Source organism: Streptomyces smyrnaeus (genome assembly GCF_017676345.1).
Taxonomy (GTDB): domain Bacteria; phylum Actinomycetota; class Actinomycetes; order Streptomycetales; family Streptomycetaceae; genus Streptomyces; species Streptomyces smyrnaeus.
In genome coordinates, this window is the sequence record NZ_JAFFZM010000006.1 from 171,965 (window position 1) to 194,604 (window position 22,640).

Annotated in this window: 27 protein-coding genes; 12 read left to right on the top strand and 15 right to left on the bottom strand. The window is 72.4% G+C overall.

Features of this window, described 5'->3' with window-relative positions:
- The first annotated feature begins 31 nt into the window (after window positions 1-31).
- The gene (locus JW613_RS12225) at window positions 32-994 is read left to right on the top strand and encodes a zinc-binding dehydrogenase (RefSeq protein WP_209210821.1); all 963 of its coding nucleotides are present in this window, start codon (window positions 32-34) and stop codon (window positions 992-994) included.
- A gap of 37 nt (window positions 995-1,031) precedes the next feature.
- On the opposite strand, the gene JW613_RS12230 is transcribed toward JW613_RS12225, so the two are convergent.
- Both JW613_RS12230 and JW613_RS12235 read right to left on the bottom strand, forming a co-directional pair.
- Window positions 1,032-1,562, bottom strand: coding sequence for a DUF6624 domain-containing protein (locus tag JW613_RS12230; protein ID WP_209210822.1), 531 nt, complete (start codon window positions 1,560-1,562; stop codon window positions 1,032-1,034).
- A 73-nt stretch (window positions 1,563-1,635) separates the two neighbouring features.
- Window positions 1,636-2,460: a class I SAM-dependent methyltransferase gene (locus JW613_RS12235; protein WP_209210823.1), complete on the bottom strand. Its 825-nt coding sequence runs from the start codon at window positions 2,458-2,460 to the stop codon at window positions 1,636-1,638.
- A gap of 275 nt (window positions 2,461-2,735) precedes the next feature.
- Between JW613_RS12235 and ybiA the strand changes: the two genes are divergently transcribed.
- Window positions 2,736-3,299: a riboflavin biosynthesis intermediates N-glycosidase gene (gene ybiA / locus JW613_RS12240; RefSeq protein WP_372447938.1), complete on the top strand. Its 564-nt coding sequence runs from the start codon at window positions 2,736-2,738 to the stop codon at window positions 3,297-3,299.
- On the opposite strand, the gene JW613_RS12245 is transcribed toward ybiA, so the two are convergent.
- From JW613_RS12245 to JW613_RS12260, 4 genes are read right to left on the bottom strand one after another with little or no spacing between them, the layout of a single operon-like run.
- Window positions 3,286-4,389: an NAD(P)H-dependent flavin oxidoreductase gene (locus JW613_RS12245; RefSeq protein WP_209210825.1), complete on the bottom strand. Its 1,104-nt coding sequence runs from the start codon at window positions 4,387-4,389 to the stop codon at window positions 3,286-3,288. The two genes, ybiA and JW613_RS12245, sit on opposite strands and share 14 nt — an antisense overlap.
- Window positions 4,386-5,138, bottom strand: a complete 753-nt coding sequence (locus JW613_RS12250; RefSeq protein WP_209210826.1) for a CoA-transferase subunit beta — start codon at window positions 5,136-5,138, stop codon at window positions 4,386-4,388. Before JW613_RS12250 ends, JW613_RS12245 begins: the two co-directional genes overlap by 4 nt.
- The gene (locus tag JW613_RS12255; protein WP_280635153.1) at window positions 5,135-5,989 is read right to left on the bottom strand and encodes a CoA transferase subunit A; all 855 of its coding nucleotides are present in this window, start codon (window positions 5,987-5,989) and stop codon (window positions 5,135-5,137) included. The genes JW613_RS12250 and JW613_RS12255 overlap by 4 nt, the downstream gene beginning before the upstream one ends.
- Before the next feature lie 28 nt (window positions 5,990-6,017).
- Window positions 6,018-6,785 (bottom strand): enoyl-CoA hydratase family protein, encoded by a 768-nt coding sequence (locus JW613_RS12260; protein WP_209210827.1) that lies wholly within the window; start codon window positions 6,783-6,785, stop codon window positions 6,018-6,020.
- 105 nt (window positions 6,786-6,890) lie between these two features.
- Here JW613_RS12260 and JW613_RS12265 point away from each other — a divergent pair, with 105 nt between their 5' ends.
- Window positions 6,891-7,649: an SDR family oxidoreductase gene (locus JW613_RS12265; protein WP_209210828.1), complete on the top strand. Its 759-nt coding sequence runs from the start codon at window positions 6,891-6,893 to the stop codon at window positions 7,647-7,649.
- A 14-nt stretch (window positions 7,650-7,663) separates the two neighbouring features.
- Window positions 7,664-8,647 carry an SDR family oxidoreductase gene (locus JW613_RS12270; protein ID WP_209210829.1) on the top strand — a complete coding sequence of 328 codons (984 nt, stop codon included), beginning with the start codon at window positions 7,664-7,666 and terminating at the stop codon, window positions 8,645-8,647.
- A 110-nt stretch (window positions 8,648-8,757) separates the two neighbouring features.
- Here JW613_RS12270 and JW613_RS12275 read toward each other — a convergent pair whose 3' ends face one another.
- The 4 genes from JW613_RS12275 to JW613_RS12290 form a co-directional block, all read right to left on the bottom strand.
- Window positions 8,758-9,579 carry a hypothetical protein gene (locus JW613_RS12275; RefSeq protein ID WP_209210830.1) on the bottom strand — a complete coding sequence of 274 codons (822 nt, stop codon included), beginning with the start codon at window positions 9,577-9,579 and terminating at the stop codon, window positions 8,758-8,760.
- A 140-nt stretch (window positions 9,580-9,719) separates the two neighbouring features.
- Complete coding sequence (locus tag JW613_RS12280) at window positions 9,720-10,883, bottom strand: acetyl-CoA C-acetyltransferase (protein WP_209210831.1); 1,164 nt, start codon at window positions 10,881-10,883, stop codon at window positions 9,720-9,722.
- Between the two features lie 34 nt (window positions 10,884-10,917).
- The gene (locus JW613_RS12285; RefSeq protein WP_209210832.1) at window positions 10,918-11,532 is read right to left on the bottom strand and encodes a TetR/AcrR family transcriptional regulator; all 615 of its coding nucleotides are present in this window, start codon (window positions 11,530-11,532) and stop codon (window positions 10,918-10,920) included.
- Between the two features lie 34 nt (window positions 11,533-11,566).
- The gene (locus JW613_RS12290) at window positions 11,567-12,361 is read right to left on the bottom strand and encodes an SDR family oxidoreductase (RefSeq protein ID WP_209210833.1); all 795 of its coding nucleotides are present in this window, start codon (window positions 12,359-12,361) and stop codon (window positions 11,567-11,569) included.
- A gap of 110 nt (window positions 12,362-12,471) precedes the next feature.
- On the opposite strand from JW613_RS12290, the gene JW613_RS12295 reads away from it, so the two are divergent.
- The 3 genes from JW613_RS12295 to JW613_RS12305 are packed head-to-tail and all read left to right on the top strand — an operon-like array spanning window position 12,472 to window position 15,575.
- Window positions 12,472-13,383 carry an enoyl-CoA hydratase gene (locus JW613_RS12295; protein WP_209210834.1) on the top strand — a complete coding sequence of 304 codons (912 nt, stop codon included), beginning with the start codon at window positions 12,472-12,474 and terminating at the stop codon, window positions 13,381-13,383.
- 2 nt (window positions 13,384-13,385) lie between these two features.
- Window positions 13,386-14,552, top strand: a complete 1,167-nt coding sequence (locus JW613_RS12300) for an acyl-CoA dehydrogenase family protein (RefSeq protein WP_209210835.1) — start codon at window positions 13,386-13,388, stop codon at window positions 14,550-14,552.
- 6 nt (window positions 14,553-14,558) lie between these two features.
- A complete protein-coding gene (locus tag JW613_RS12305) occupies window positions 14,559-15,575 on the top strand; it encodes an acyl-CoA dehydrogenase family protein (RefSeq protein ID WP_209210836.1) in 1,017 nt (338 codons plus the stop codon).
- A gap of 32 nt (window positions 15,576-15,607) precedes the next feature.
- Here the strand turns inward: JW613_RS12305 and JW613_RS12310 are convergent, their stop codons facing one another.
- A complete protein-coding gene (locus JW613_RS12310; protein ID WP_245225450.1) occupies window positions 15,608-16,381 on the bottom strand; it encodes a permease prefix domain 1-containing protein in 774 nt (257 codons plus the stop codon).
- Complete coding sequence (locus JW613_RS12315; RefSeq protein WP_209210837.1) at window positions 16,378-16,728, bottom strand: PadR family transcriptional regulator; 351 nt, start codon at window positions 16,726-16,728, stop codon at window positions 16,378-16,380. Before JW613_RS12315 ends, JW613_RS12310 begins: the two co-directional genes overlap by 4 nt.
- A gap of 102 nt (window positions 16,729-16,830) precedes the next feature.
- On the opposite strand from JW613_RS12315, the gene JW613_RS12320 reads away from it, so the two are divergent.
- Window positions 16,831-17,391, top strand: a complete 561-nt coding sequence (locus JW613_RS12320; protein WP_209210955.1) for a DUF2269 family protein — start codon at window positions 16,831-16,833, stop codon at window positions 17,389-17,391.
- A gap of 173 nt (window positions 17,392-17,564) precedes the next feature.
- Here the strand turns inward: JW613_RS12320 and JW613_RS12325 are convergent, their stop codons facing one another.
- Window positions 17,565-17,702, bottom strand: coding sequence for a hypothetical protein (locus JW613_RS12325; RefSeq protein WP_180289757.1), 138 nt, complete (start codon window positions 17,700-17,702; stop codon window positions 17,565-17,567).
- A 130-nt stretch (window positions 17,703-17,832) separates the two neighbouring features.
- Here JW613_RS12325 and JW613_RS12330 point away from each other — a divergent pair, with 130 nt between their 5' ends.
- On the top strand, window positions 17,833-18,444 hold the full coding sequence (locus JW613_RS12330) for a TetR/AcrR family transcriptional regulator (RefSeq protein ID WP_209210838.1): 612 nt from the start codon (window positions 17,833-17,835) through the stop codon (window positions 18,442-18,444).
- Window positions 18,445-18,549: 105 nt separating this feature from the next.
- On the opposite strand, the gene JW613_RS12335 is transcribed toward JW613_RS12330, so the two are convergent.
- Both JW613_RS12335 and JW613_RS12340 read right to left on the bottom strand, forming a co-directional pair.
- Window positions 18,550-19,122, bottom strand: a complete 573-nt coding sequence (locus JW613_RS12335; protein WP_209210839.1) for a transglycosylase SLT domain-containing protein — start codon at window positions 19,120-19,122, stop codon at window positions 18,550-18,552.
- 388 nt (window positions 19,123-19,510) lie between these two features.
- A complete protein-coding gene (locus JW613_RS12340; RefSeq protein WP_307865870.1) occupies window positions 19,511-20,788 on the bottom strand; it encodes a sensor histidine kinase in 1,278 nt (425 codons plus the stop codon).
- Between the two features lie 156 nt (window positions 20,789-20,944).
- Here JW613_RS12340 and JW613_RS12345 point away from each other — a divergent pair, with 156 nt between their 5' ends.
- From JW613_RS12345 to JW613_RS12355, 3 genes are all read left to right on the top strand, one after another.
- Window positions 20,945-21,160, top strand: coding sequence for a hypothetical protein (locus JW613_RS12345; RefSeq protein ID WP_209210840.1), 216 nt, complete (start codon window positions 20,945-20,947; stop codon window positions 21,158-21,160).
- A 156-nt stretch (window positions 21,161-21,316) separates the two neighbouring features.
- Complete coding sequence (locus JW613_RS12350; RefSeq protein WP_185018122.1) at window positions 21,317-21,496, top strand: DUF6104 family protein; 180 nt, start codon at window positions 21,317-21,319, stop codon at window positions 21,494-21,496.
- A gap of 163 nt (window positions 21,497-21,659) precedes the next feature.
- Complete coding sequence (locus tag JW613_RS12355) at window positions 21,660-22,640, top strand: DUF4097 family beta strand repeat-containing protein (RefSeq protein ID WP_209210841.1); 981 nt, start codon at window positions 21,660-21,662, stop codon at window positions 22,638-22,640.

Below are 22,640 nucleotides of genomic sequence, written 5' to 3' on the forward strand. Positions count from 1 at the left end.
CCGGGCGGACAGTGCGGCGTAGCGTCGGGGCATGTTTGCTGCTTACGCCGCTCGTATCGACAAGGAAGCGCCGCTCGACGGGTTGGAGCTGGGGGAGAGGCCGGAGCCCAAGGTGCCGCCCGGGTGGATGACCGTGGCGGTGAAGGCGGCATCGCTCAACCATCACGACCTGTGGTCGCTGCGCGGCGTGGGGCTCGGTGAGGAGTCGCTGCCGATGATCCTCGGCTGCGACGCGGCCGGGATCGACGACGACGGCAACGAGGTCGTGCTCCACTCCGTCATCGGGCAGACCGGGCACGGGGTGGGCCCCCGCGAGCCCCGGTCGATCCTCACCGAGCGCTATCAGGGCACGTTCGCCGAGCGGGTCGCCGTACCGCAGTGGAACGTCCTGCCGAAGCCGAAGGAGCTGTCCTTCGAGGAGGCGGCCTGTCTGCCGACGGCCTGGCTGACCGCGTACCGGATGCTGTTCACCAACGCCGGGGCCCGGCCGGGGGACTCCGTGCTGGTGCAGGGGGCGGGCGGCGGGGTGGCCACCGCCGCCATCGTGCTGGGCGCCGCCGCGGGACTGCGGATCTTCGCCACCAGCCGGGAGGAGTCCAAGCGGAAGCGGGCGCTGGAGCTCGGGGCCGAGGCCGCCGTGGAGGCGGGTGCCCGACTGCCGCACAAGGTGGACGCCGTACTGGAGACGGTGGGCGCCGCCACCTGGTCGCACTCGGTCAAGTCGCTGCGCCCCGGCGGCACTCTGGTGATCTCCGGCGCCACCAGCGGCCCCAATCCGCCCGCCGCCGAGCTGAACCGGATCTTCTTCCTGGAGCTGAAGGTGGTCGGCTCCACCATGGGCACCAAGGAGGAGCTGGCGGGGCTGCTGAACTTCTGCGCCGCCAAGGGCGTACGGCCCGTCATCGACTCCGTGCTTCCCCTGGACCGCGCCCGCGAGGGCTTCGCGAGGATGGCGGAGGGTGATCTGTTCGGCAAGGTGGTGCTGACCGTCTGATCCCCCGGCGGGTGGCGCTGCCCTGCGGCGGTCCGGGTCAGCTCTTCGGTGCGTACTGCGCGGTGTACTCCGCGAACGGCGGAATGCCTGCCTCCGCCCGGTGGGCATCCAGCTTCTCCGGGTCCTCGACCGGCCAGGGAATCGGTGCCCCGTCGGCGGTGACGCCCTGGATCTGGGTGCCGTAGCGCTGCGGCAGGCCCGCGTTGACGTGCAGCCGGTCGCGGAGGAAGGCGAGCCTTCCTGGGCCTTCCGGCCCGGCGGAGCCGTCCTCGACGGCCCGCTCCAGCAGCCGCAGGGCCAGCCGCTGCACCTCCAGCTGCCGGTCCGCGTGCTGGGCCACCAGCCAGGCGCCCAGGGCCGCTTCCTCGCCGACCTCCTCGGCGGTCGGCCAGTGCCCGTGCTGCTCCAGCAGGGTGCGCAGCCGGTCGCCGTGCTGTGCTGTCAGCCGCCGCCAGGCGAGCTGCTGGGCCGGGTCGTCGCTGTTGGCCTTGGGCGCGGCGGCCTGGTCCGCGGCCTTCATGGTGAGCAGTTCGTGGCTGAGTTCGGAGTGCTGTTCGAGCGCGGTCATGGCAGCGACTCTAGGGGCTGATTCCGCGCCGGATATCGTCCTGGAAGACGGTGACGAGAGCCCCTTGGAGCCGTCATACTTGAACAGACGGCGAGGCCGCAACGGAGTCCGAGGACGTGGCGGGCTCGGCCGTGACACGGATCTTCGACTGGCCGTGGCCGAGGAGTTCCCAGTCGTCCATGAAGCGGGCGTTCAGGCCATGCCGTTCGGCCAGCCCGGTCAGCGTCTCCGTGCGGTAGTAGAAGTCCTCGCGCAGCACCTGGTGTTCGGTACCGACCGTGCGGTCGAAGGTGAAGTCGAAGAAGCCGCCGGGTGCCAGCACCCGTCCCACATGGGCCAGACACTCCTCGATGACGTCGAGCGGGGAGTGCGAGAAGACGCTGTGCGCGTGGACGACGTCGAAATGCGCGTCGGGCAGGAAGTCCAGCGTCAGGTCCTGGGTGAGTGTCAGGTGCGGCAGTTTGGCCTGCAGGTCCCGTTCGGTGAGGGTGCGCTTGGCGGCGATCAGCACATCGGGGGAGATGTCGATGCCGTAGTAGTTGCCCTGTTCCAGATAGGAGATGAAGCGCCAGCCGGCGCGGAGGTTGCCGCAGCCGATGTCGAGCATCCGCACGGACGGCTTCAGACCGTGGCTGCGCAGATAGTCGAACTGGAGTTGTCCCAGTCTCAGCCACTCGGCACGGTTCGGGCTGCCCACGGCGGCGTCCGGGCTGCGCCGGGTGTCGGAGGCCATGATCGCGCGGTAGTAGCTGACGTGGTCGCGGTGTTTGAAGGCCAGCCACCGGTCCCGGCCCGCGCGCCGGAGGTGGCCCGGGATGCGCTGCGGGTGGGTCAGGGCGTACCGGGCCTTGTGGGCGAGGGCTGTCCGGTCGGCTACGAGGTTCTTCCTGCTGGCCATGGGGACTCCGCAGACGAGACGTAGGTGCGGGCGGGCCGCTCGAAGGATTCCGCTGCGTCCATATTTGTATGACAACGCAGTGCTGTCAGTGTCGGCAGCCGCGCCTGCCGGCGGTCCGGCGAGTTGCGCCGTACGGCCCTCACCACCACCCGGAGGAGGGATTCGCACCCTCATGGAAATCCACTGGGCCACACGGGTGACCTTGTGCCAAGGTGCGGGCGGGCGTGCATGGGACGCGGAGAGCAGGACGTGGAGCGGCAGGGGGAGCGGTGGACGTGACGGCCGTACGCGATCGTGAAGAGCTGCGTGCGGCGGTGCGTCGGGGCCACCGCGTCAAGTACCTCTTCTTCTGGGGCCACCGCCCGCCCAGGGGCGGCGGCGTCGGCCCCGGCTGCCTCAGCCAGTGGTGGCCCGCCCGGTTCACCGTGGACGGGGTGGAGTACGCCAGTGCCGAGCACTACATGATGGCCGCCAAGGCGCGGCTGTTCGGTGACGCGGTAACCCAGCGGCGCGTGCTGGCGGCGCCGCATCCCGGCGCGGCCAAGGCACTCGGTCGGCAGGTGCGCGGCTTCGACGAGGAGTGCTGGGCGCGAGAGCGGTACGGCATCGTCGTACGAGCCAGTAGGGCGAAGTTCGGGCAGGACGCGCGGCTGCGGGACTTTCTGCTGGGGACGGCCGGTCGGGTGCTGGTGGAGGCCAGTCCGCTGGACCGGGTGTGGGGCATCGGGCTGGCGGCCGACGACGCGGGCGCCGCCGACCCGGAGTGCTGGGCGGGGCTCAATCTGCTGGGCTTCGCGCTGATGGAGGCCCGGGAGGAACTGGCGGTCACACAGCCGTAGGCGGGCCGCCGACGGCCGGCTCGCGCAGCAGCCGTGCCGCCTGGTCGACTGTCCGCTCCACCACCTCGGCGACGCTCGGCAGGTCGTCGATCACCCCCGCGACCTGCCCGGCGGCCATCACCCCGGCTTCCGTACGGCCCTCGACCATGGCGGCCTTCAGCAGCATCGGGGTGCTGGCGGCGAGCAGCAGCTGGCCGAGGGACAGCTGCTTGCCGTGCCGCAGGGCGCGGCCGTCCCGCAGCATCGCCGCCCACGACAGGCCCGAGTGCTTCTTGAACGCGGCGGCATGGCGCACCGCGCGCAGCAGCGTGGCGGCCCTGCCGGCGGACTCCAGGGCCGCGACCATCTCGCTGCGCAGCATCCGGTGCGGCAGCCCGTCCACCTTCGTGGTGACGGTGACATCGGTGACCTGCGCCGCCAGGTAGCGGGCCTTGACCGCTTCGGGCACCGTCGACTCACGGGTGAGCAGGAAGCGGGTGCCCATGGCGACGCCCGCGGCGCCGTAGCAGAGCGCGGCTGCCAGCCCGCGTCCGTCGTGGAAGCCGCCGGCGCCGACGACCGGTACCGGGACGGCGTCCACCACTTGCGGCAGCAGCACGGAGGTGGCGACCTGCCCGGTGTGTCCGCCGCCTTCGCCGCCTTGCACCAGGACCGCGTCCGCGCCCCACTCGGCGACCTTCCTCGCGTGCCGTACGGCGCCGACGGACGGGAGGACGACGACCCCGGCGTCCTTGAGCTGTCCGATCAGCTCCCGGGAGGGCGCCAGGGCGAACGAGGCGACCCGGACGCCCTCGTCGATCAGCAGCCGCACCCGGTCGGCCGCGTCGCCGGCGTCGGCCCGCAGGTTTACCCCGAACGGCGCTTCGGTGCGGGACTTCACCTCCCGGACGGCGTCGCGCAGCTGCGGCAGCGTCATCGTCGCCGACCCCAGGATGCCCAGCGCCCCCGCCTCGGCGGTGGCGGAGACGAGCCGGGGCCCGGACACCCAGCCCATGCCGGTCTGCACGAGAGGGTGGCGCACCCCGACCAGCGAGGTGAACGGGGTGCGGAGCGGGGCGTCGGAGCCTGCTGCGTCCCAAGGCGGGGTCATGTGCGCACCTCGCGGTCGCGGGTGCCGTGCGGGTCCAGTACCTCGCGCAGCAGCCGCAGTTCCTCCTCGGTCGGCTCCCTGGTGGTCGGCACCTCGCCGTCCACCGCCAGTGCGAACCCCGTCCGTTCGCGCACCTGGTCGGTGCCGACGCCCGGGTGGACGCTCGCCAGCCGCATCCGGTGGTCCCGGGTCGCGAAGTCGAGCACGGCCAGATCGGTCACGACCCGCCGCAGCCCGTGGAAGCGGGCCACGGCCGGGCCCTGGGCAGCCGCCCGGTCGTAGCCCACGCCGCTGACCATGTCCACCCGGGGCACGAAGACCCGCGGCGAGTGCCGGGGCACCCAGTAGGAGACGGGGTGGTTGACGGTGTTGGAGGGCGCGCCGCGCGCACCGAGGAGCTGCCGCCGGGGGCGGGCCCAGTCGCCGACGCAGGAGATGTTCTGGTTGCCGTACCGGTCGAGTTGAGCGGCGCCCATCATCATGTGCCGTTTGCCACGCGCGGCCAGGGACAGATGTTTGCGGTACGGCAGCCAGCCCTCGATCCGTCCGGGGTCCTGCGGTGTGCTCAGCAGCATCGCCTCGCCGTCGGTCAGCAGCAGGTGCGGGCTGAACGTCAGCCGTGCCAGCCGGGCCCCCAGCGCGGGCACGGTGCCCGCCGTCGCGGCCAGTATCTCGCCGTCACCGCGCCAGGCCTCGGCGCAGGCGACGACGCAGATCTCGGCGCGGGTCGCGCCTGTCGGTGTGGTCATGCGGTTGCCTCTTCCGGTTCCCGGCCGTCCACCGCCCGCTGATAGGCGTGCTCGTCCCCGGCCAGGAAGCGCGCCTCGAACTCCCGCCAGGTGCCCGGATCGCCGGCGGCCCGCACATAGGCGCGCTGGAAGGCCTCGTCCCGCCCGTAGTCGGGGGCGCAGCTGGTGAAGTGCGCGCCGCGCGGGGTGTGCAGTACGCCGGTCACGTTCTGCCGCTGCACCAGCAGCGACTGCGGTGGCCCGGCGAAGCGGTCCACGATCTGTTCGCAGGACAGATAGGTGTGCCGGGCCGCCTCGGTGAACAGGTCGTCGAAGTACGGATCGGGGCCCAGCGACTGCCCGTTGCCGCGCACATCGGCGCGGTTCATGTGCACCAGCGCCACGTCCAGGTCCAGCGCGGGGGCCGCCAGCAGCTCCTCGCCGTCCTCGTACGGCGAGGTGACCGTACGCAGCCGGGGGTTGCGGCGCGGCACGTCGGAGCCGAGGCCGCCGCGTACCGGCATGAAGGGCAGTCGGTGCGCCGCCGCCGTCAGCCCCCACAGGAACATCGACTCGTCCCACTCCTCGAAGCACAGGGCCCCCGACTCGCGGGCGGCCCGGAAGTGCGGCTCCAGCGGCACCGAGTCGAGCGTCACGAACGGCGCGATCAGTGTCCGTATCCGGCCCGCCGCCGCCAGCAGTCCCACGTCGGGGCCGCCGCAGGAGACGACTGTCAGATCCCTGACGCCGGTTCGCAGCAGCGCACGTACCAGTGCCATCGGTTTGCGCCGCGCGCCCCAGCCGCCGATGCCGACGGTCATACCGGAGGTGATCCGCCCGGCGAATTCGGGCAGGGAGAGCCGTTTGTCCAGGCCGGTCACGGTCGGCTCCCTTCGTCGGTCACGGTCGGCTCCCTTCGTCGGGCCGGGCGTCGAGGAAGGCGTCCCGGTGCCGGTCGGAGACCCCCGCGAGGTTGGCCTCGAAGGTGAAACCCTGTTCGTAGCGGTAGCTGCGGCGCACATCGACCGGGTCGATCCCGTTCAGCGCCTCCTTGGCGAGGCGGAGCAGCAGTCCGTCCTTGGCGGCGATCCGGTCGGCCAGCTCCAACGCCACCTCCAGCAGCGCGGTCCGGCTCCGGGCGAGGGCCCAGACGGCGCCGTGGTGGTGGAGTTCGCGGGCCGTGACGGTGCGGCCCGTGTAGTAGAGCGGGCGCACCAGCTGCGGGGGCAGCATGCGGGACAGATGGGTGGCCGCGCCCAGGGCTCCCCGGTCGAGCTCGGGGAGGCCGAAGGTGGCGTCCTCGGTCGCCACGACCGCGTCGGCGTTGCCGACCAGGCCGATGCCGCCGCCCAGGCAGTGGCCGTGCACCGCCGCGATGACCGGCACCTCGCACTCGTACACCGCCGCGAACGCGGCGGCGCAGCCGCGGTTGGCGCCGATGAGGGCGCCGTGGCCCGGGGTGCGCTGCAGCTCCTTGATGTCGACCCCCGCGTTGAAGCCCCGGCCGGTGCCGGTCAGTACCACCGCCCGGTGCGCGGGGTCGCGGCCCGCCGCCGTGAGGGCTTCCGCCAGGTCGTACCAGGCGCGCGCCGGGAGGGCGTTGACGGGTGGGTGGTCGACGGTGACCACTGCGACGCCGTCGCGTGGTGTGGAGGTGGAGACAGACATCGCGGGGATCAGCTACCTTTCCACCTAACGTATCCACCTAACGTTTGTTTGGTGCAGTTGAGAGCAAGCTAGCAGCGCACTCGTCCCCGCGAAAGGGCCGAAGCCATGAGCATCGCTGTCGTCACCGGAGGAACCCGCGGGGTCGGTGCGGGTATCGCCCGCGCGTTCCTCCGCGCCGGCGCGGAGGTCGTCGTCTGTGCGCGCCACCCGCCCCCGCGCCCCCTCACGGCCGCGGGCCGGCAGGCCCGCTACCTCCCCCTCGATGTGCGGGATCCCCGGGCGGCGGCGGAGTTGTGCAGCCGCGTCGCCCGCGACCACGGCTCCCTCGACGTACTGGTCAACAACGCGGGCGGCACCCCCTACCGGCCGCTGTCCGAGGGAGCGCCGCGCCACCACGCCCGTGTCGTCGAACTCAACCTCCTCGCCCCGCTGCACCTCTCCCGCGCGGCGTACACGGTCATGCGCGGGCAGCCCGGCGGTGGCGCCGTCGTGATGGTCGGCAGCGTCAGCGGAGGCCGCCCGTCGCCGGGCACCGCCGCCTACGGGGCGGCCAAGGCGGGGCTGGAGAATCTGGCGCGGTCGATGGCCATGGAGTGGGCCGGGGACGGAGTGCGGGTCAACACCGTGGTGCTGGGGATGGCCCGCACAGAGCTGACCGAGCTGCACTACGGCGATGAAGCGGGCGTCGCGGCAGTCGCGGCCACCGTGCCGATGGGGCGGCTGGCGGAGCCCGAAGAGGTGGGCGACGCCTGCGTCTTCCTGGCGTCGGACGCCGCGCGCTACATCTCAGGCGCCTCCCTCGCGGTGCACGGCGGCGGCGAGCGGCCCGCCTTCCTGGACGCCGCGAACGTCAACAGACCCTGAGTCCGGAGGTCGTCATGCCACAGCAGCGAAACAGCCCCACTCCTGACCGCCCGGCCGAGGGCCGTGTCGTCGTCGTCACCGGCGCGGGACGGGGCCTGGGCCGCGCGCACGCCCTGGCCTTCGCCCGTGCGGGTGCCAAGGTGGTCGTCAACGATCTGGGCGTCGCCCTCGACGGCGCGGGCACAGCGGACGCCGCCGCGACCTCCGCCTCCGTCCCAGGCCCTGCCCCCGCCCCTGCCCCCGCCGAGCAAGTGGCGGCGGACATCCGCGAGAGGGGCGGCGAGGCGGCCGTCAGCACCGACGACGTGGCCGACAGCGGGGGAGCGGCGCGGCTGATCCGTACGGCGCTCGACCGCTTCGGCCGCCTGGACACGCTCGTCAACAACGCGGGGTTCCTGCGCGACCGGATGCTGGTCAACCTGGACGAGGACGACTGGGACGCGGTCGTACGGGTCCACCTCAAAGGGCACTTCCTGACGATGAAGCACGCGGCAGCCCACTGGCGTGCCGAGTCGAAGGCGGGCCGCACACCCCGCGCCCGGATCGTCAACACCTCCTCGGGCGCCGGACTGCTGGGTGCGGTGGGGCAGGGCAACTACGCCGCGGCGAAGGCCGGTATCGCCGCGCTGACCCTGGTCGCCGCCGCCGAGTTCGGCCGCTACGGCGTCCAGGTCAACGCGGTGGCACCGGCGGCCCGCACCCGGATGACCGAGCGGACGTTCGCACAGGAGATGGCCGCACCCCGGGACGGGGGATTCGACGCCATGGACCCGGGGAACGTGTCACCGCTCGTCGTCCACCTCGGCTCGGACGCCTCCGACGGTGTCACCGGGCGCGTCTTCGAGGCGGAGGGCGGCCGGATCACCGTCATGGACGGCTGGCGCCGCGCCGCGTGCACCGACAAGGGTGCCCGCTGGGAGGCGGCGGAACTGGACACCGCCGTCCGGGGCTTGCTCCGCAGGTCACCCGCCCCGGAGCCGGTGTACGGCGCGGAGTGAGCCCGGTCAGGGGCGCGGGGAACTGCTCCCCCAGCCTTCGGCCGGGAGGTGCCCCCACAGCCACAAAGCACCCACAGTCCGCACACAAGAGGCAGGGGCAGGGGCACCCCTCACCGCCCCACGGCGCCGGTCATCCTGCTGGCCCGGCCGCCGGCCAGCAGGTCCGCGTGGTGGAGGGCGAAGTCGCCGTTGGGCAGCAGCCCGGAGAAGTGCTCACCGCGCACCTCGGCGGGCAGGAACTCGTGCAGCCGGTGGCGCATTCCGCGGTCGTGGTCGACCGGCTCGCCCCAGCCCGTGGGCGCCTCGTCGCTGCCGAACAGCACCCAGTGGTCGACCGGGACCTGCCCCACCATGCCGGGCGGGCGCCCGGTGTGGGCGTCCAGCGCGGGCGCCGTGAGCACGTCCGGGTCCAGCGGCGTGTACCACATCAGCAGCGGCTTGGCCTTGGCCGCCTCGGCGTTGTCGAAGCAGCACACGGCCATCGCGTACTCGGGATAGCGCTCGGCGTAGAACCGCGTCAGCTCCGGGTCCAGGGCCGGTCGTCTGTGCGCGGGCACCCGGTGCAGCGCCGCGGGCAGCGCGGTGGGGTCCGAGGCCAGCAGCACGGTGTAGATGTCGTGTTCGAAGACCTGCACCTCGTCCGCCGGTGGGGCCGACCCCATCCAGGCCATGCCGCCCGCCGCCACGGATCTCGGCCGCACGGCCTCCACCATCCGCTCCAGCACGTCCGAACTGCGGCCTACATCCAGGAAGTTGTCCTGCGTCATGCCCTGTGCGGGAAGGTGCAGCAGCATGGCGTTGGGGCCGTCGGCGCGGTTGACGGCGGTGTTCTGGTAGCCGAGGACGTGCACCAGGCCGTGCCGGGCGTGGTGCAGCCGTCCCATGTACAGCGTGGTGCCGGAGAACTCGGCCGGGCCCATGGAGACACACATGGACCTACGATCTCAAAGCCGCGACCTGTGCCGTTCGTGACCCGTCCCGTCCCGTCCCGTCCCGGGCCCGGCCCGCCCGCCCCCGTAAGCGGCCGTTTTCCGGGGTTCGTCCGAGGCGTTCGTTCAGAGGCGTTCGTCTGTCACAGGCGTTCGACGATGGTCACGTTGGCCTGGCCGCCGCCCTCGCACATGGTCTGCAGCCCGTAGCGGCCGCCCGTGCGCTCCAGTTCGTGCAGGAGGGTGGTCAGCAGCTTGGCGCCGGTGGCACCGAGGGGGTGGCCCAGGGCGATGGCGCCGCCGTTCACGTTGACCTTCTCCGGGTCGCAGCCGGTCTCCCGCAGCCAGGCGAGGACGACGGAGGCGAACGCCTCGTTGATCTCGACCAGATCGATGTCCTCCAGCGTCATCCCGGCCCGCTTCAGGGCGTGCGCGGTCGCCGGAATCGGCGCCGTCAGCATGCGGATCGGGTCCTCGCCGCGCACCGCCAGCTGGTGCACCCGGGCGCGGGGGACGAGGTGGTGGGTGCGTACGGCCTCCTCGGAGGCGAGCAGTACGGCGGCGGAGGCGTCCGAGATCTGCGAGGAGACCGCCGCCGTCAGCCGGCCGCCGGCCACCAGCGGATCGAGGGCGGCCATCTTCTCCAGGCTGGTGCCGCGCCGCGGCCCCTCGTCCACCGCGTGGTCCTGGTAGGGGGCGATCTCGCGCTCGAAGCGGCCCTCGTCGATGGCGCGTACCGCCCGCTGGTGCGAGCGCAGCGCCCAGCGTTCCATCTCCGCGCGGCTGATGCCCCACTGTTCGGCGATCAGTTCCGCGCCGTGGAACTGGTCGACGGGCGCGTCGCCGTAGCGGGCCCGCCAGCCTTCGGAGCCCTGGAAAGGGCCCTCGGTGAGGCCGAGCGGGGCGCCCGCCTGCCGGGAGGCGTAGGCGATGGGGACCTGCGACATGTTCTGCACGCCGCCCGCGACCACCAGATCGGCCGTGCCGGACAGCACGGCCTGGGCCGCGAAGTGCACGGCCTGCTGCGAGGAGCCGCACTGCCGGTCGACGGTGACGCCGGGCACCGACTCGGGCAGCCCCGCGGCCAGCCACGCCGTGCGCGCGATGTCACCGGCCTGCGGCCCCACGGTGTCCAGGCAGCCGAAGACGACGTCCTCCACCGCCTCCGGGTCCACCTCGGCCCGCTCCACCAGCGCGCGCAGCACGTGTGCGCCCAGGTCGGCGGGGTGGACCCCGGCCAGTGCCCCGCCACGCTTGCCGACGGGCGACCTGACCGCTTGGACGATGTATGCCTCACCGTGGGACATGCCGGTCACGCTCCTTGAGTCAGCTTTCGATCGGTCATCCGGCCACCGGGCGGGTGGCGATTCCGTCGAGCACCATCGAGGTGTACTGCTCGGCGATCTGTGCCGCGCTCTTGCGTCCCTGGGGCCGGAACCAGACCGCCGCCACCCAGACGGTGTCGCGGACGAACCGGTAGGCGACGGGGATGTCGAGGTCGGCCCGGAAGCTGCCGTCGGCCACCCCGCGCTCCAGGGTCCGCGTCCACAGCTTCTGGAAGCGCTCCTGGGAGTCGGCCAGATACCGGAACCGCTCCTGCGGGGCCAGATGGCGGGCTTCCTTCTGATAGATGGCGACGGCCGGACGGTGCCGCTCCATCTGCCGGAACGACTCGGCGACCAGCCCCTCGAACGTCTCGCGCGGCCCCCGCTCGGCCTCCTCGATCCGCTGGTAGCCCGCCCACAGATCGGTGAGGAAGGCACTGAGGATCTCGTCGGCCATCGACTCCTTGGAGTCGAAGTGGTAGTAGAGGCTGCCCGCCAGCATCCCGGCGCGGTCCGCGATCGTGCGGACGGTGGTCGCGTTGTAGCCCAGCTCCGCGAACACCTCGGCCGCGGTCGCCAGCAGCTCGGCCCGGCGCTCGGCGCCGGTGGCGGTCTTCTTCGGCGTCACCATGGGTCCATTGTCCGTCGGCCTGCCGGGCGGCCGGTCATGGATGCTGGCTGCTCACGGCGACCGTCTCGCCGGTCATGTACGACGCGTAGTCGCTGGCCAGGAAGACGATGACATTGGCGACCTCCCACGGCTGCGCGTACCGCCCGAACGCCTCCCGGGAGGTCAGCTCCTCCAGCAGCTCGGGCGTGGTGACCTTCGCCAGATGCGGATGCATCGCCAGGGAGGGTGAGACGGCGTTGACCCGTACCCCGAAGTCCGCCGCCTCCAGTGCCGCGCAGCGGGTCAGCGCCATCACGCCGGCCTTGGCCGCCGCATAGTGCGCCTGGCCGCGCTGGGCACGCCAGCCGACGACCGAGGCGTTGTTGACGATCACTCCGCCGCCGCCGGGCTGGTCGCGCATGGCGCGCAGCCCCGCGCGGGTGCAGCGGAAGGTGCCGTTCAAGGTGACGTCCAGGACGCGGGACCACTGCGCGTCCGTCATCCCGACCAGTTCGGCGGTACCGCCCATACCGGCGTTGTTGACGAGGACGTCGATGCGGCCGTGCCGGGCCGTGCAGGCGTCCAGCAGCGCGCCCACCTGGTCCTCGTCGGTGACGTCGCAGGGGACGGCCTGTACCCGCGCCGGGCCGAACTCCCGGGCGAGCGCCTGCCGCGTCTCGCCGAGTCGGCGCTCGTGCACGTCGCCGATGACGACGCCCGCCGCACCCTCCTCCAGTACGCGGCGCGCCGTCGCCCCGCCGATCCCGCTGCCGGCCGCCGCGGTGACGACGACGAAGCGGTCGGTCAACAGGCCGTGCGGTACCGGGCAGGCGGGTGCGCTGCTGCTCATACGGGGCCCCTCGTGGCTCGCGACGGGTGGCTCTCGACGGGTCGGCCCGGTCACGTTAACCTACCAAACACTTGTTAGGGAAGCTGAAGCTTCGTCCGAGGAGCGCGCTCATGCCCGACGACCGCCCAGGAGCCCCGGACGCGGTGACGTACGAGCGCCTCGGCGCCGTCGCCCGCGTCACCCTCGACCGCCCGGAGTACCGCAACGCCCAGAACTCGGCGATGACCTACGCACTCGACGCGGCCTTCCAGCGGGCCGCCGACGACGACGCGGTGCACGCCGTCGTTCTCGCCGGTGCCGGCAAGCACTTCAGCGCCGGGCACGACATCGGCACCCCGGGCCGGGACGCACACCTGTCGTTCCCCCGGAAGGCCGGACTGTGGTGGGACCACGTCGGCAAGGAGGGCGCCGAGGCCCGCTACGCCCGCGAGTCCGAGGTCTACCTGGGCATGTGCCGGCGCTGGCGCGAGCTGCCCAAGCCCGTCGTCTGCGCCGTGCAGGGCGCCTGTGTCGCGGGCGGGCTGATGCTCGCCTGGGTGTGCGATCTGATCGTGGCCAGCGAGGACGCCTTCTTCGCCGATCCGGTGGTACGGATGGGCGTCCCCGGCGTCGAGTACTTCGCCCACCCGTGGGTGATGAGCCCGCGCATCGCCAAGGAGTTCCTCTACACCGGGGACCGGATGACCGCCCGGCGCGCATACGAGATCGGCATGGTCAACCGCGTCGTCCCGCGCGCCGAACTCACCGCCGAGGCCGAGGCGCTGGCGGCCCGCATCGCCGAGATGCCCCGCTTCGGCCTCGCCCTGACCAAGCGCGCCGTCAACCAGGCCGAGGACCTGATGGGCCTGCACAGCGGACTGGACTCGGTCTTCGGCCTGCACCACCTCGCGCATGCGCACAACGCGGAGACGGGCAGCGACCCGCTGGGCGGGATGGACGCGCGCACGATGCGCGCTGCGGCTGCCCGTGGCGCGGAGGACCCCCCATCGGAACCCGGCCCCGGCACCAGGGGCGGGGCCTGAGCATGGACCTGGAATTCAGCGCCGCCGAGGAGGACTTCCGTGCCGGGGCCCGAACCTGGCTGCGGGCACATGTGCCCGACGAACCGCTGCCGTCCCTGGAGACGGCCGAGGGCTTCGCCGCACACCGCTCCTGGGAGCGCGAGCTGTACGAGTACGGCTGGTCGGTCGTCTCCTGGCCGCGTGCGTACGGCGGCCGTGGAGCGACCCTCACCGAGTGGTTGATCTTCGAGGAGGAGTACTACGCGGCCGGCGCGCCCGGCCGCGTCAGCCAGAACGGCATCAACCTGCTGGCCCCCACCCTCTTCGCGCACGGCACCGAGGAGCAGCGGGCACGCATCCTGCCGCCGACGGCCGCCGGTACGACGGTCTGGGCGCAGGCCTGGTCCGAACCCGAAGCCGGCTCCGACCTGGCCGCGCTGCGCTCCCGCGCCGAGCGCACCGAACGGGACGGCGGAGGCTGGCTGCTGAGCGGTCACAAGACCTGGTCCTCCCGCGCCGCCTTCGCCGACCGCGCCTTCGGCCTCTTCCGCACCGACCCGGAACAGGAACGGCACCGAGGGCTGAGCTATCTGATGTTCCCGCTGGACGCGCCGGGCGTCACCGTACGGCCCATCGCCAGGCTGGACGGCAGGCCGGCCTTCGCGGAGATCCTGCTGGACCGCGTCTTCGTGCCGGACGAGGACGTCATCGGCGAGCCGGGGCAGGGCTGGCGGGCGGCCATGTCGACGGCGGGCAACGAGCGCGGCCTCGCCCTGCGCTCGCCGGGCCGCTTCACCGCAGCCGCCGAGCGGTTGCGACACCTGTGGCGGGAACGGGCCGACCCCGGCGACACGGCAGTCGCGCAGCGGGTGGCCGACGCCTGGATCGGGGCCCGCGCGTACCAGCTGGCGGGGTATGCGGCGGCCTCCGGGGAAGCGGAAGACGAAGCCGCCCCGCCCTTCAGCGCCTCCATGAACAAGATCTTCTGGTCCGAACTCGACATCGACCTGCACGAGACGGGGCTCGACCTGCTCGGCCCCGGCACGGCCGAGATCGCCGAAGGACTGGCGGAGTCCGGCTGGCTGGACGGCTGGACCTTCGCCCTCGCCGGGCCGATCTACGCCGGGACCAACGAGATCCAGCGCGACATCGTCGCCGAGCGGCTGCTCGGCCTGCCGAGGGGACGCTGAGCCGCGATGCGTTTCGTACCGGACCGGGAGCACCGCGGCTACGCCGCAACCGTCCGCCGCCTGCTGGCCGACGCCGGGCCCCACGAGGCCGCCCGCGCCTGGGCGGCGGGCGACCAGCGGCCGGGCCGGGCCCTGTGGCGCTCCCTCGCCGACACCGGCCTGCCCGCACTCGCCGTCCCGGAGGAGCAAGGAGGCCTCGGCTGGTACCCGCCCGAACTCGCCTCCGCCTTCGTGGAGACGGGCCGCGCCGGTGTCCCCGGCCCTCTGGTGGAGACGGTCGCCCTCGCCGCCGGACTGCATCCCAGCACCCCGTGGCCCGCCCGCCTCCTGACCGGCGAACACCTGGCGACGGTCACCGATCCGGCGACGGCCACCGATCGTGCGTCAGCCGCCGGTCCCGGCGCGGAGACCCGCCCGGGGGTCGGCTACGCGGTGGACGCACACGTCGCCGACCTGACGTTCGTACTCGTCGCCGGGGGCCTGACCACCGCCGCGGCCGTGGGCACGCCGCTGCGTTCCGTGGACCCCGGCCGTCATCTGGTGCGTTGTGTGCCCGGCGAAGCCGTGTCCGCCGACCCACGGCGGATCCGGGCGCTCGCCACCTTGCTGACCGCCGCGCAGTTGCTCGGGGCGGGCGAGGCGCTGTTGGAGGGGAGCGTGGCGTACGCCGGGCAACGGCGGCAGTTCGGGCGTCCGGTGGGGTCCTTCCAGGCGGTCAAGCACCAGTTGGCGAGCGTCGCCGTGGCGCTTAAGTTCGCACGGCCCCTGCTGTACGGCGGCGCGCTGGCCGTACGGGGCGACGCGGCTGCCGACCCCCGCGATCTGCCCGCGGCCAAGGCGGCCTGCTCGCGCGCCGCTCACCTGGCCGCACGTACGGCGCTGCAGGTGCACGGCGCGCTGGGCTACACGGACGAGTACGACCTGACCCTTCTGCTGCGCAAGGCCCGTGCCCTGCAGACCGCTTGGGGCACCTTGGCCGCTTGCCGCGCCGCCGTGCTCACCGGCGGGCCACTGCCGGGTTGACCCGCGCCCACCCCGGGACGCCGAGCGGAGCTTCACCCCGTGAGGGAGCCGGGTTCGCGCTCGGAGAGCGCGGCGGCGGGCGCGAGGCGGCGGCGGCTGACGCGGGCCGAGGTGCTCAGCACGGCGTGCGAGACGGCGGCCAGCGCGCCCGCCGGTGCCAGCAGCGGCCACTGCGCGGTCATGAACGCGGTGCAGGCCAGCGCCAGGGCGGCCACCGCCATGCCGACACTCGCCCCCGTCCCCGTCCAGGCGACCATGCGGGGCAGGGTCCGGGGGACGGGGAACCGGCGTGCCAGTACGCCACCGGTGGTGGCGAGGGTGAATGCGGCCAGCAGGGTGCTCACCGTGGCCAGCAGCGCCAAAGGGGCGGCCGACGGGCCGACGGCGGTGCGCGCCAACGCCCAGCAGACCAGCAGGAAGGGGGCGCACAGTGCTGCCGCGCACGCGGTATGGCGCGTCTGTGCGACTGTCAGCTCGCGCTGGCATTCCGGCGCCAGTACGGCCACCGGTCCGAAGTCCCGCACCGCACGGTGGGCCGCCTCGGTGCGGGGAAGCCCTTCCTGGACGTAGGCGTCGGTGGCGTCCAGCAGCCCGTCGTGGATCTCCGCGAGCATACGGGTCTTGGCACGTGCCGGGCCCAGCAGCGCGGCGCCCAGCGCCTCGGTGTAGGCGACCAGCGGGTCGGGATGTGGGGGCGGGTGTGGGTGTGGATGCTGTCTGTTGCTGCCGCCCGTGTCGCAGCGGTCGCGCATGTCGTTGCCGCCACTCTTGTCGCTGCCGTCGCTCAGGTCGCTGCCGTCGCTCATGTCGCAGGCCGGATCCGTGCGGGCCGCGCGGGTGTGTCGAGGACCGCGCCGATCGCCTCGGTGAACTCGCGCCATGCGGTGCGCTCCTCGGCGAGCGTCCGGCGTCCGGCGTCGGTGAGCGTGTAGCAGCGTCGGCGCCGCTCTCCGGTGGACTGCCAGTCGCCGGCCAACAGCCCCAGCCGCTCCAGCCGCTTGAGCGCCGGATAAACGGTGCCCGTCCGTAGCTCCAGCGCGCCCCCGCTGCGCTCCTGCACCGCGGTGATGATCGCGTACCCGTGCAGCGGCCCGGGTTCGAGCACGGCCAGCAGCAGTCCGTCGAGGTGTCCTCGTACCGCTTCCGTCTTCATGGGGCCAGTGTAGGCAAGGAACGTATTGGTGTGCTACCTATTGGCCGCCAATCCATTTGTGTTGGCTGCCAACCTATGAAGCTGTCGAATCGGGGGTCCTCGGTGACCAAGCTGCTGCTCTCCCTCCATGTACTCGCGGCGATCCTGGCCGTGGGGCCGATCGCGGTGGCCGCGTCGATGTTTCCGCGCTTCGCAAGAGATCTGCCGGCTGCCGCTGCCGCTGCCGGTGCCGGAGCCGGTGATGGCACCGGTGATGGCACCGGAGCCGGTTCTGATGGCGGCGCCGTAAAGGGGCGCGGGGCGGCAGCCGCTGCGCTGCTGCACCGCATCTGCCGGGGCTACGCCCTGTTCGGTGTGGCAGTCCCGGTCTTCGGGATGGCCACCGGCGCCCAGCTCGGCGTCCTCTCGGACGCATGGCTGGTGGCCTCCCTCATCCTGACGACCCTCGCCGCGATCCTCCTGGGTGCCGTCGTCCTGCCCCGTCAGGCCCGGATGCTGGGTGCGGCGGGCATCGGCCTCGACGAGGGCGAAGCGGTTCCCGTCATACCCGACCCCCGGGCCGCCGCGGCCCAGCTGGCCATGGTGACCGGCATCTTCAACCTGCTGTGGGCGATCGTGGTCGTCCTGATGATCGTCCGCCCGGGCTCGACGACGGGGGCATGACCGTTCCGACCGCACATTTCGTACGTGCTCGGCCGGGGGCAGTGCACTGAAAAGGCGATCCGCCGCCTCGGATGTGCGGGCGGACTGATGGCGCCCTCCTGGAGGTCCGGTGCTGCCCGGACCTCCAGATCTGGCTGTGGCTGAGAGGGCCGGGCGCCGGGGCCGGGGACCGCTCAGCGCCGGGTGCCCGGCTTGGGCAGGGGACGGGGGCGCGGGACGGAGTGCGGCCTGAGGGGCTTGCGCCAGGGCTGGTGGCGCTGCTCGCTGCGGAACTCCGGGCGGCCGGCGGTGCCGTTGAACTGACCTCGCATACTGACTCCCTTGAAGTGCTTCGTTTGTACTACTCTGATTGCAGTGGTTCGACCGTAGTACTTCAAATGAAGTGGTGCAAGAGAGTTCGGGGAAATCCCGGAAGCCCCCGAGAGAGGCAGGGAAGCCGTCATGCGGCAGAACACCGAGCGGCGTACCGCGCTGCTCGACGCGGCCATCGAAGTGCTGGCCCGCGAGGGCTCGCGCGGGCTGACGCTGCGCGCCGTCGACAAAGAGGCGGGCGTACCGACAGGCACCGCGTCCAACTACTTCGCCCACCGCGGCGACATGCTCACCCAGGTCATGCGCCGCACCCGCGAGCGGCTCACGCCCGACGAGGCGGCCCTGGCCGAACGGATGAGCGCCCCGCGCACACTCGCGCTCGAAGTCCAACTGATGCGCGATCTGGTGGAGCGCATGCGCGCCGATCGCAGCAGCTATCTCGCCATGCTGGAGCTGCGGTTGGAGGCGACCCGACGGCCGGAGCTGTACGAGGAACTGTCCGGGTTCCTGCGGGAGGAGTTCCAGGGCCTCATCGCCTACCACCGCGAAGTCGGGATGCCCGGCGACGACCTGGGCGTCGCCCTCCTCTATCTCGCCATGGCCGGCCTGCTGGTCGACGACATGACGATTCCCGACATCCTGCGTGAGCCCTACGACGTCGACAGCCTGATCCAGGCCATGGTCCCCCGCGTCTTCGGTGGACCCGCCGCACCCGACAGGCCCGCCGGGCCCTCCGACTGACGGCCAAGGACACCACGGCATATGCGAAGGAGCGGGTGGGAGGTGGTGTTCCTCCCGCCCGCTCCTGTTCGCATGCGTGGTGTGGTGTTGCGGGGGTGTTGCTGGTCAGTAGGCGGAGTCGACGTTGTCCATGGAGCCGTAGCGGTCGGCGGCGTAGTTGCAGGCGGCGACGATGTTGGCGACCGGGTCGGTCAGCTCGTCGGGGGTGCCTTCGACGTGGTAGCGGTCGAAGGTGGGCTGGATCACCTGCAGGAGGCCCTTGGAGGGGGTGCCCTTCTTGGCGTTGATGTCCCAGTCGTTGACCGCGTTGGGGTCACCGGCCGACTCGCGGATGATGTTGCGCTTGATGCCTTCGTAGGAGCCGGGGATGCCGTGCTCCTTCATGATGGCGCGGGCCTCGCGGATCCACCCGTCCAGGTTGTCCGCGTACTCCTTGCCACCAGCCTTCTTCTCGTCCTTCTTCTCGGCCTTGGCGGCCTTCTCGTCCTTGGCTGCCTTGGTGGCCTTGGCGTCGTGGGCGTGTGCGACGGCGGCGGGCTTGGTGGCGGGCTTGGCCGGGGCCTGGGCCGCGTGGGCGGTGCCGGCCAGGGCGGTGGTGGCGATACCGGCCGCGCCCAGGGCGGTCAGGCCGGTGGTGGCCAGGCGGGCGGGCTTGAGCGAGCGAAGAGCAGTACGCATGCGAGCGGAGAGCCTTCCAGTGGGGGACGTATCCGGCCGCGCATCCCCGGGGGGCCGCACCGTGCGGTGCGCTTGTCCCGGTCTCGTCGCGACCTGGCACCCCCCCTGGGAACCGGCTCCCCGGCCCGACAACTGTGTGACCTACGACCCCACGTAGTGCGACATACCCGACTCGATCGAGCCGTCGCACCCCCCGCCCCGGATCCTCGCAAACCGGACATACGATCCGGCCTCGTAAGTGATCTGGCTCCTATGGGCGGCCTCACACAACACCCCCCCTCGGCGCTCGTCCCCGTTCACCAGCGGCAAGATCAACTGCACACGCTGTACGGAAGTTCGGCGAGATGACCGGCGGGGACCAGCACCGGGCTCGGGGTCCGGCCGGCGGTCAGCGCGGCCAGGGGAGGGTGGCGTAGAGCCGGTAGTCGGTGCCGTCCCAGCCGTGTTCGAGGGTGCCGCCCGCGAGCAGGGTGCGCTCCTTCAGTCCGATGAGGCCCTGTCCGGCGCCGGGGATCGCGGTGCCGGTGCTCGTGCTGTCGCGCTGTGCAGCGTCGCGCCGCGCGGGGTTGCGGATCTCGACCGTCAGGCCCTTGCCGGAGCCGCCCCGTACGGTCACGGAGACCGGGGCGTCGGGGCCCGGGCCGTGCTTGCGGGCGTTCGTCAGGCCCTCCTGGACGATGCGGTACGCCGTACGGCCCGCCACCGGCGGGGCCGTGTCGGGGCCGCCCGCCACGTCCATGGCGAGGGTCACGCGGGAGCCCGCCTGCCGCGACTCGGCCGTCAACTGTTCGACGTCGGCCAACACCGGCTGGGGGCGGTCGCCGGCGTCCGGTGCGCGCAGTACGCCGATGATCTCCCGTAGGTCCTCCAGGGCCTGGTGCGCGCTGTCGCGGATCACGCCTGCCGCCCGTCCCACCTGGTCCGGGGAGGCGCCGGGATTGAACTCCAGGGCGCCCGCGTGCACGCTCAGCAGCGAGAGGCGGTGCGCCAGCACGTCGTGCATCTCGCGTGCGATGTCCTCCCGCGCCTCGCGCCGCGCCTCGGTGGCGGCACGGGCGGCCCGCTCGCGCAGCGAGAGGACGAGTTGGCGTCGGGACCGTACGTACAGACCCCAGCCGATCGCTCCGGCCAGGAGCGCGAAGTAGGTGAGGGCCGACGCCGTTCGCGGGTCGTCGGCTGCCGGTCCGCTCGCCAGGAAGATCGGTACCGGCCCGAATGCCAGCACCGACAGCAGGGCCGTCACCCTCGGCGCCCTGTTCACCGCGACGGTGAACAGGGCGACAAGGATCGGACCGGTCGTGAAGTGCGAGAAGGGCTCAGCGAGCAGCAGTACGGTGGCGAGTGGTACCGGCATGCGGCGCCGCAGGAAGACCGCCGCGCAGGCCAGGCCGCCGGCCAGTTGGTCGAGGAGCAGTGCGGTCGGAGAGGTGCCGGGGTCCACCCATACCGCGTCCGCGCTGAGCACCATGAAGCAGCCGGCGAAGACGAAGGCGCCGATGTCGGCGGCCCACTCCCGGCCCCCGCGGCGGCTCATCCGGCGCTCGACGCCCACACCTGCGGATTGCCCCGCCCGGCGCACCCGACCGGCCAACTGGCGGACCGACCACTGCGTGCGGGGGGTCCAGCGGATCCGGCGCCCCGTACGGTCCATCTTCAGCAGCCCCATGCGGCGAATCTACGGCTTGCCGTGTGCGGTCGTGGCCGGTCGGCGGGAGGTATCGACTTTGGTATGACCCCGGTGCGCCGCATCGCAGACTTCCGTCGTCCCCGCCGCCCCCGAAGGCCGATCCCTGGAGAACGCCGCTACGGCCAGCCTGCTGCCATGAAGAAATTTCTCGGCTTCGTCTCGTTCGTTCTCATCGTCCAGGGCGGGGGCGGCCTCGTGCACGAAGTGACCGACGGCCGGTTCAACCTCCCGTGGGCGGCCCTCCACCGGTTCGGCTTTCTGGACGGTTACGAGGTGTACGCCTGCGTCCTGCTGATCGTCCTGGGCATCGCGGTCGGCGCCGCCTCGGACGCGGTGAAACGGCGCGGCTGACACGAGGGTGGGCACGGCGCGGTCGACACGGTGGGCGAATGCGGCCGGGCCGGCCCCAGGTCCCGAGAACCGGGGGCTGCGGACCCGGCATATTCTGAGGCGGAGGCGTAGGCCGCGCCCTCACCCCCTTGTAGGCACCTGACCAGGAGCAGAAGCGTGTACTTCACCGACCGTGGCATCGAAGAGCTGGAGCAGCGGCGCGGCGAGGAAGAGGTCAGTCTCGCGTGGCTGTCCGAGCAGCTGCGGACCTTCGTCGACCTGAACCCGGACTTCGAGGTGCCGGTGGAGCGGCTGGCCACCTGGCTGGCCCGGCTGGACGACGAGGACGAGGAGTGACGAGGGGGCACAGGGGAAGCGCGGGATCGCGACAGCGGAGGGAGCGGGAGGCTTGCACCTCTCGCGATACGCGACATATCGTGTTCAGGAGAGACGCGATATGTCGTTGCGCGTGAGTGCCGTGCGCCCGTACGCCGCAGCGCCCGAGCCTGGGGAGGCCGCAGTGCCCGTACCCGACGACTGCTCGTGGGAGATCGGCGAGCCACGCCGGATCGAGTTCGACGATCCGGTGACCGAACTGGACGTCCGTGTGGTGAACGGCACCGTCAACGTCGTAGGCACTCCCGATGCCACCACCCGCGTCGAGGTCGGCAAGGTGGAGGGTCCGCCGCTGCTCGTGCGGCGGGAGGGCGGCAAACTCGTCCTCGCCTACGACGACCTGCCCTGGAACGGTTTCCTCAAGTGGCTGGACCGCAAGGGCTGGCGGCGCGAGGTGGAGGTCTCGGTCCGGGTCCCGGCGCAGGTCGCGCTGTCGGTCGGCGTGGTGGCGGCCAGCGCCGTCGTCTCCGGAGTACGCGGCCGCACCCGGGTGGCCGGGGTCTCCGGCAGCACCACGCTGGTGGGTCTGTCCGGTCCGGTCACGGCCGAGACCGTCTCGGGCGACGTGGAGACCCAACGCCTCTCCGGCTCACTGCACTTCTCCACCGTCTCCGGCGATCTGACGTGCATCGACGCCTCCGCCTGCGAGATCAAGGCGGACTCGGTCAGCGGCGCGATGATCCTCGATCTGTGTTCCCCGCGCTCCGCCCGGTCCCCGCGCGCCGACGACCCCGCCGACATACGGCTCTCCAGCGTCTCGGGTGAACTCGCCCTCAGGCTGCCCGACGACGCGGATCTGACAGTGGACGCGCGCACCGCGGGCGGCGCCGTCTCCAGTGCCTTCGACGGGCTGGCCACCGGCGGCTGGGGAGACCACCGGATCACCGGCACGCTCGGTGCGGGCCGCGGCGTCCTGCACGCCTCCAACGTCTCCGGCGGCCTCGCACTCCTCCGCCGCCCACCGGGTGACGACACCCTGCACGAGCCGTCCGGCTCATCCGGCTCATCCGGCACGTCCGGCTCCACCGGCAACGACGCCACGGCGGTCGGCGGCCCGCATCCGCCCGAGCATCCCGGCAACCCCTCTCCGGCGAAGGACCTGTGA

What these genes read in the sequence shown, in the direction of transcription:
- JW613_RS12225 (WP_209210821.1), top strand. Translation starts at nt 32, where the DNA reads ATGTTTGCTGCTTACGCCGCTCGTATCGACAAGGAAGCGCCGCTCGAC.
- JW613_RS12230 (WP_209210822.1), bottom strand. Translation starts at nt 1,562, where the DNA reads ATGACCGCGCTCGAACAGCACTCCGAACTCAGCCACGAACTGCTCACC.
- JW613_RS12235 (WP_209210823.1), bottom strand. Translation starts at nt 2,460, where the DNA reads ATGGCCAGCAGGAAGAACCTCGTAGCCGACCGGACAGCCCTCGCCCAC.
- JW613_RS12245 (WP_209210825.1), bottom strand. Translation starts at nt 4,389, where the DNA reads ATGACCCCGCCTTGGGACGCAGCAGGCTCCGACGCCCCGCTCCGCACC.
- JW613_RS12250 (WP_209210826.1), bottom strand. Translation starts at nt 5,138, where the DNA reads ATGACCACACCGACAGGCGCGACCCGCGCCGAGATCTGCGTCGTCGCC.
- JW613_RS12260 (WP_209210827.1), bottom strand. Translation starts at nt 6,785, where the DNA reads ATGTCTGTCTCCACCTCCACACCACGCGACGGCGTCGCAGTGGTCACC.
- JW613_RS12265 (WP_209210828.1), top strand. Translation starts at nt 6,891, where the DNA reads ATGAGCATCGCTGTCGTCACCGGAGGAACCCGCGGGGTCGGTGCGGGT.
- JW613_RS12270 (WP_209210829.1), top strand. Translation starts at nt 7,664, where the DNA reads ATGCCACAGCAGCGAAACAGCCCCACTCCTGACCGCCCGGCCGAGGGC.
- JW613_RS12275 (WP_209210830.1), bottom strand. Translation starts at nt 9,579, where the DNA reads ATGTGTGTCTCCATGGGCCCGGCCGAGTTCTCCGGCACCACGCTGTAC.
- JW613_RS12280 (WP_209210831.1), bottom strand. Translation starts at nt 10,883, where the DNA reads ATGTCCCACGGTGAGGCATACATCGTCCAAGCGGTCAGGTCGCCCGTC.
- JW613_RS12285 (WP_209210832.1), bottom strand. Translation starts at nt 11,532, where the DNA reads ATGGTGACGCCGAAGAAGACCGCCACCGGCGCCGAGCGCCGGGCCGAG.
- JW613_RS12290 (WP_209210833.1), bottom strand. Translation starts at nt 12,361, where the DNA reads ATGAGCAGCAGCGCACCCGCCTGCCCGGTACCGCACGGCCTGTTGACC.
- JW613_RS12295 (WP_209210834.1), top strand. Translation starts at nt 12,472, where the DNA reads ATGCCCGACGACCGCCCAGGAGCCCCGGACGCGGTGACGTACGAGCGC.
- JW613_RS12300 (WP_209210835.1), top strand. Translation starts at nt 13,386, where the DNA reads ATGGACCTGGAATTCAGCGCCGCCGAGGAGGACTTCCGTGCCGGGGCC.
- JW613_RS12305 (WP_209210836.1), top strand. Translation starts at nt 14,559, where the DNA reads ATGCGTTTCGTACCGGACCGGGAGCACCGCGGCTACGCCGCAACCGTC.
- JW613_RS12310 (WP_245225450.1), bottom strand. Translation starts at nt 16,381, where the DNA reads ATGAGCGACGGCAGCGACCTGAGCGACGGCAGCGACAAGAGTGGCGGC.
- JW613_RS12315 (WP_209210837.1), bottom strand. Translation starts at nt 16,728, where the DNA reads ATGAAGACGGAAGCGGTACGAGGACACCTCGACGGACTGCTGCTGGCC.
- JW613_RS12325 (WP_180289757.1), bottom strand. Translation starts at nt 17,702, where the DNA reads ATGCGAGGTCAGTTCAACGGCACCGCCGGCCGCCCGGAGTTCCGCAGC.
- JW613_RS12330 (WP_209210838.1), top strand. Translation starts at nt 17,833, where the DNA reads ATGCGGCAGAACACCGAGCGGCGTACCGCGCTGCTCGACGCGGCCATC.
- JW613_RS12335 (WP_209210839.1), bottom strand. Translation starts at nt 19,122, where the DNA reads ATGCGTACTGCTCTTCGCTCGCTCAAGCCCGCCCGCCTGGCCACCACC.
- JW613_RS12340 (WP_307865870.1), bottom strand. Translation starts at nt 20,788, where the DNA reads ATGGGGCTGCTGAAGATGGACCGTACGGGGCGCCGGATCCGCTGGACC.
- JW613_RS12345 (WP_209210840.1), top strand. Translation starts at nt 20,945, where the DNA reads ATGAAGAAATTTCTCGGCTTCGTCTCGTTCGTTCTCATCGTCCAGGGC.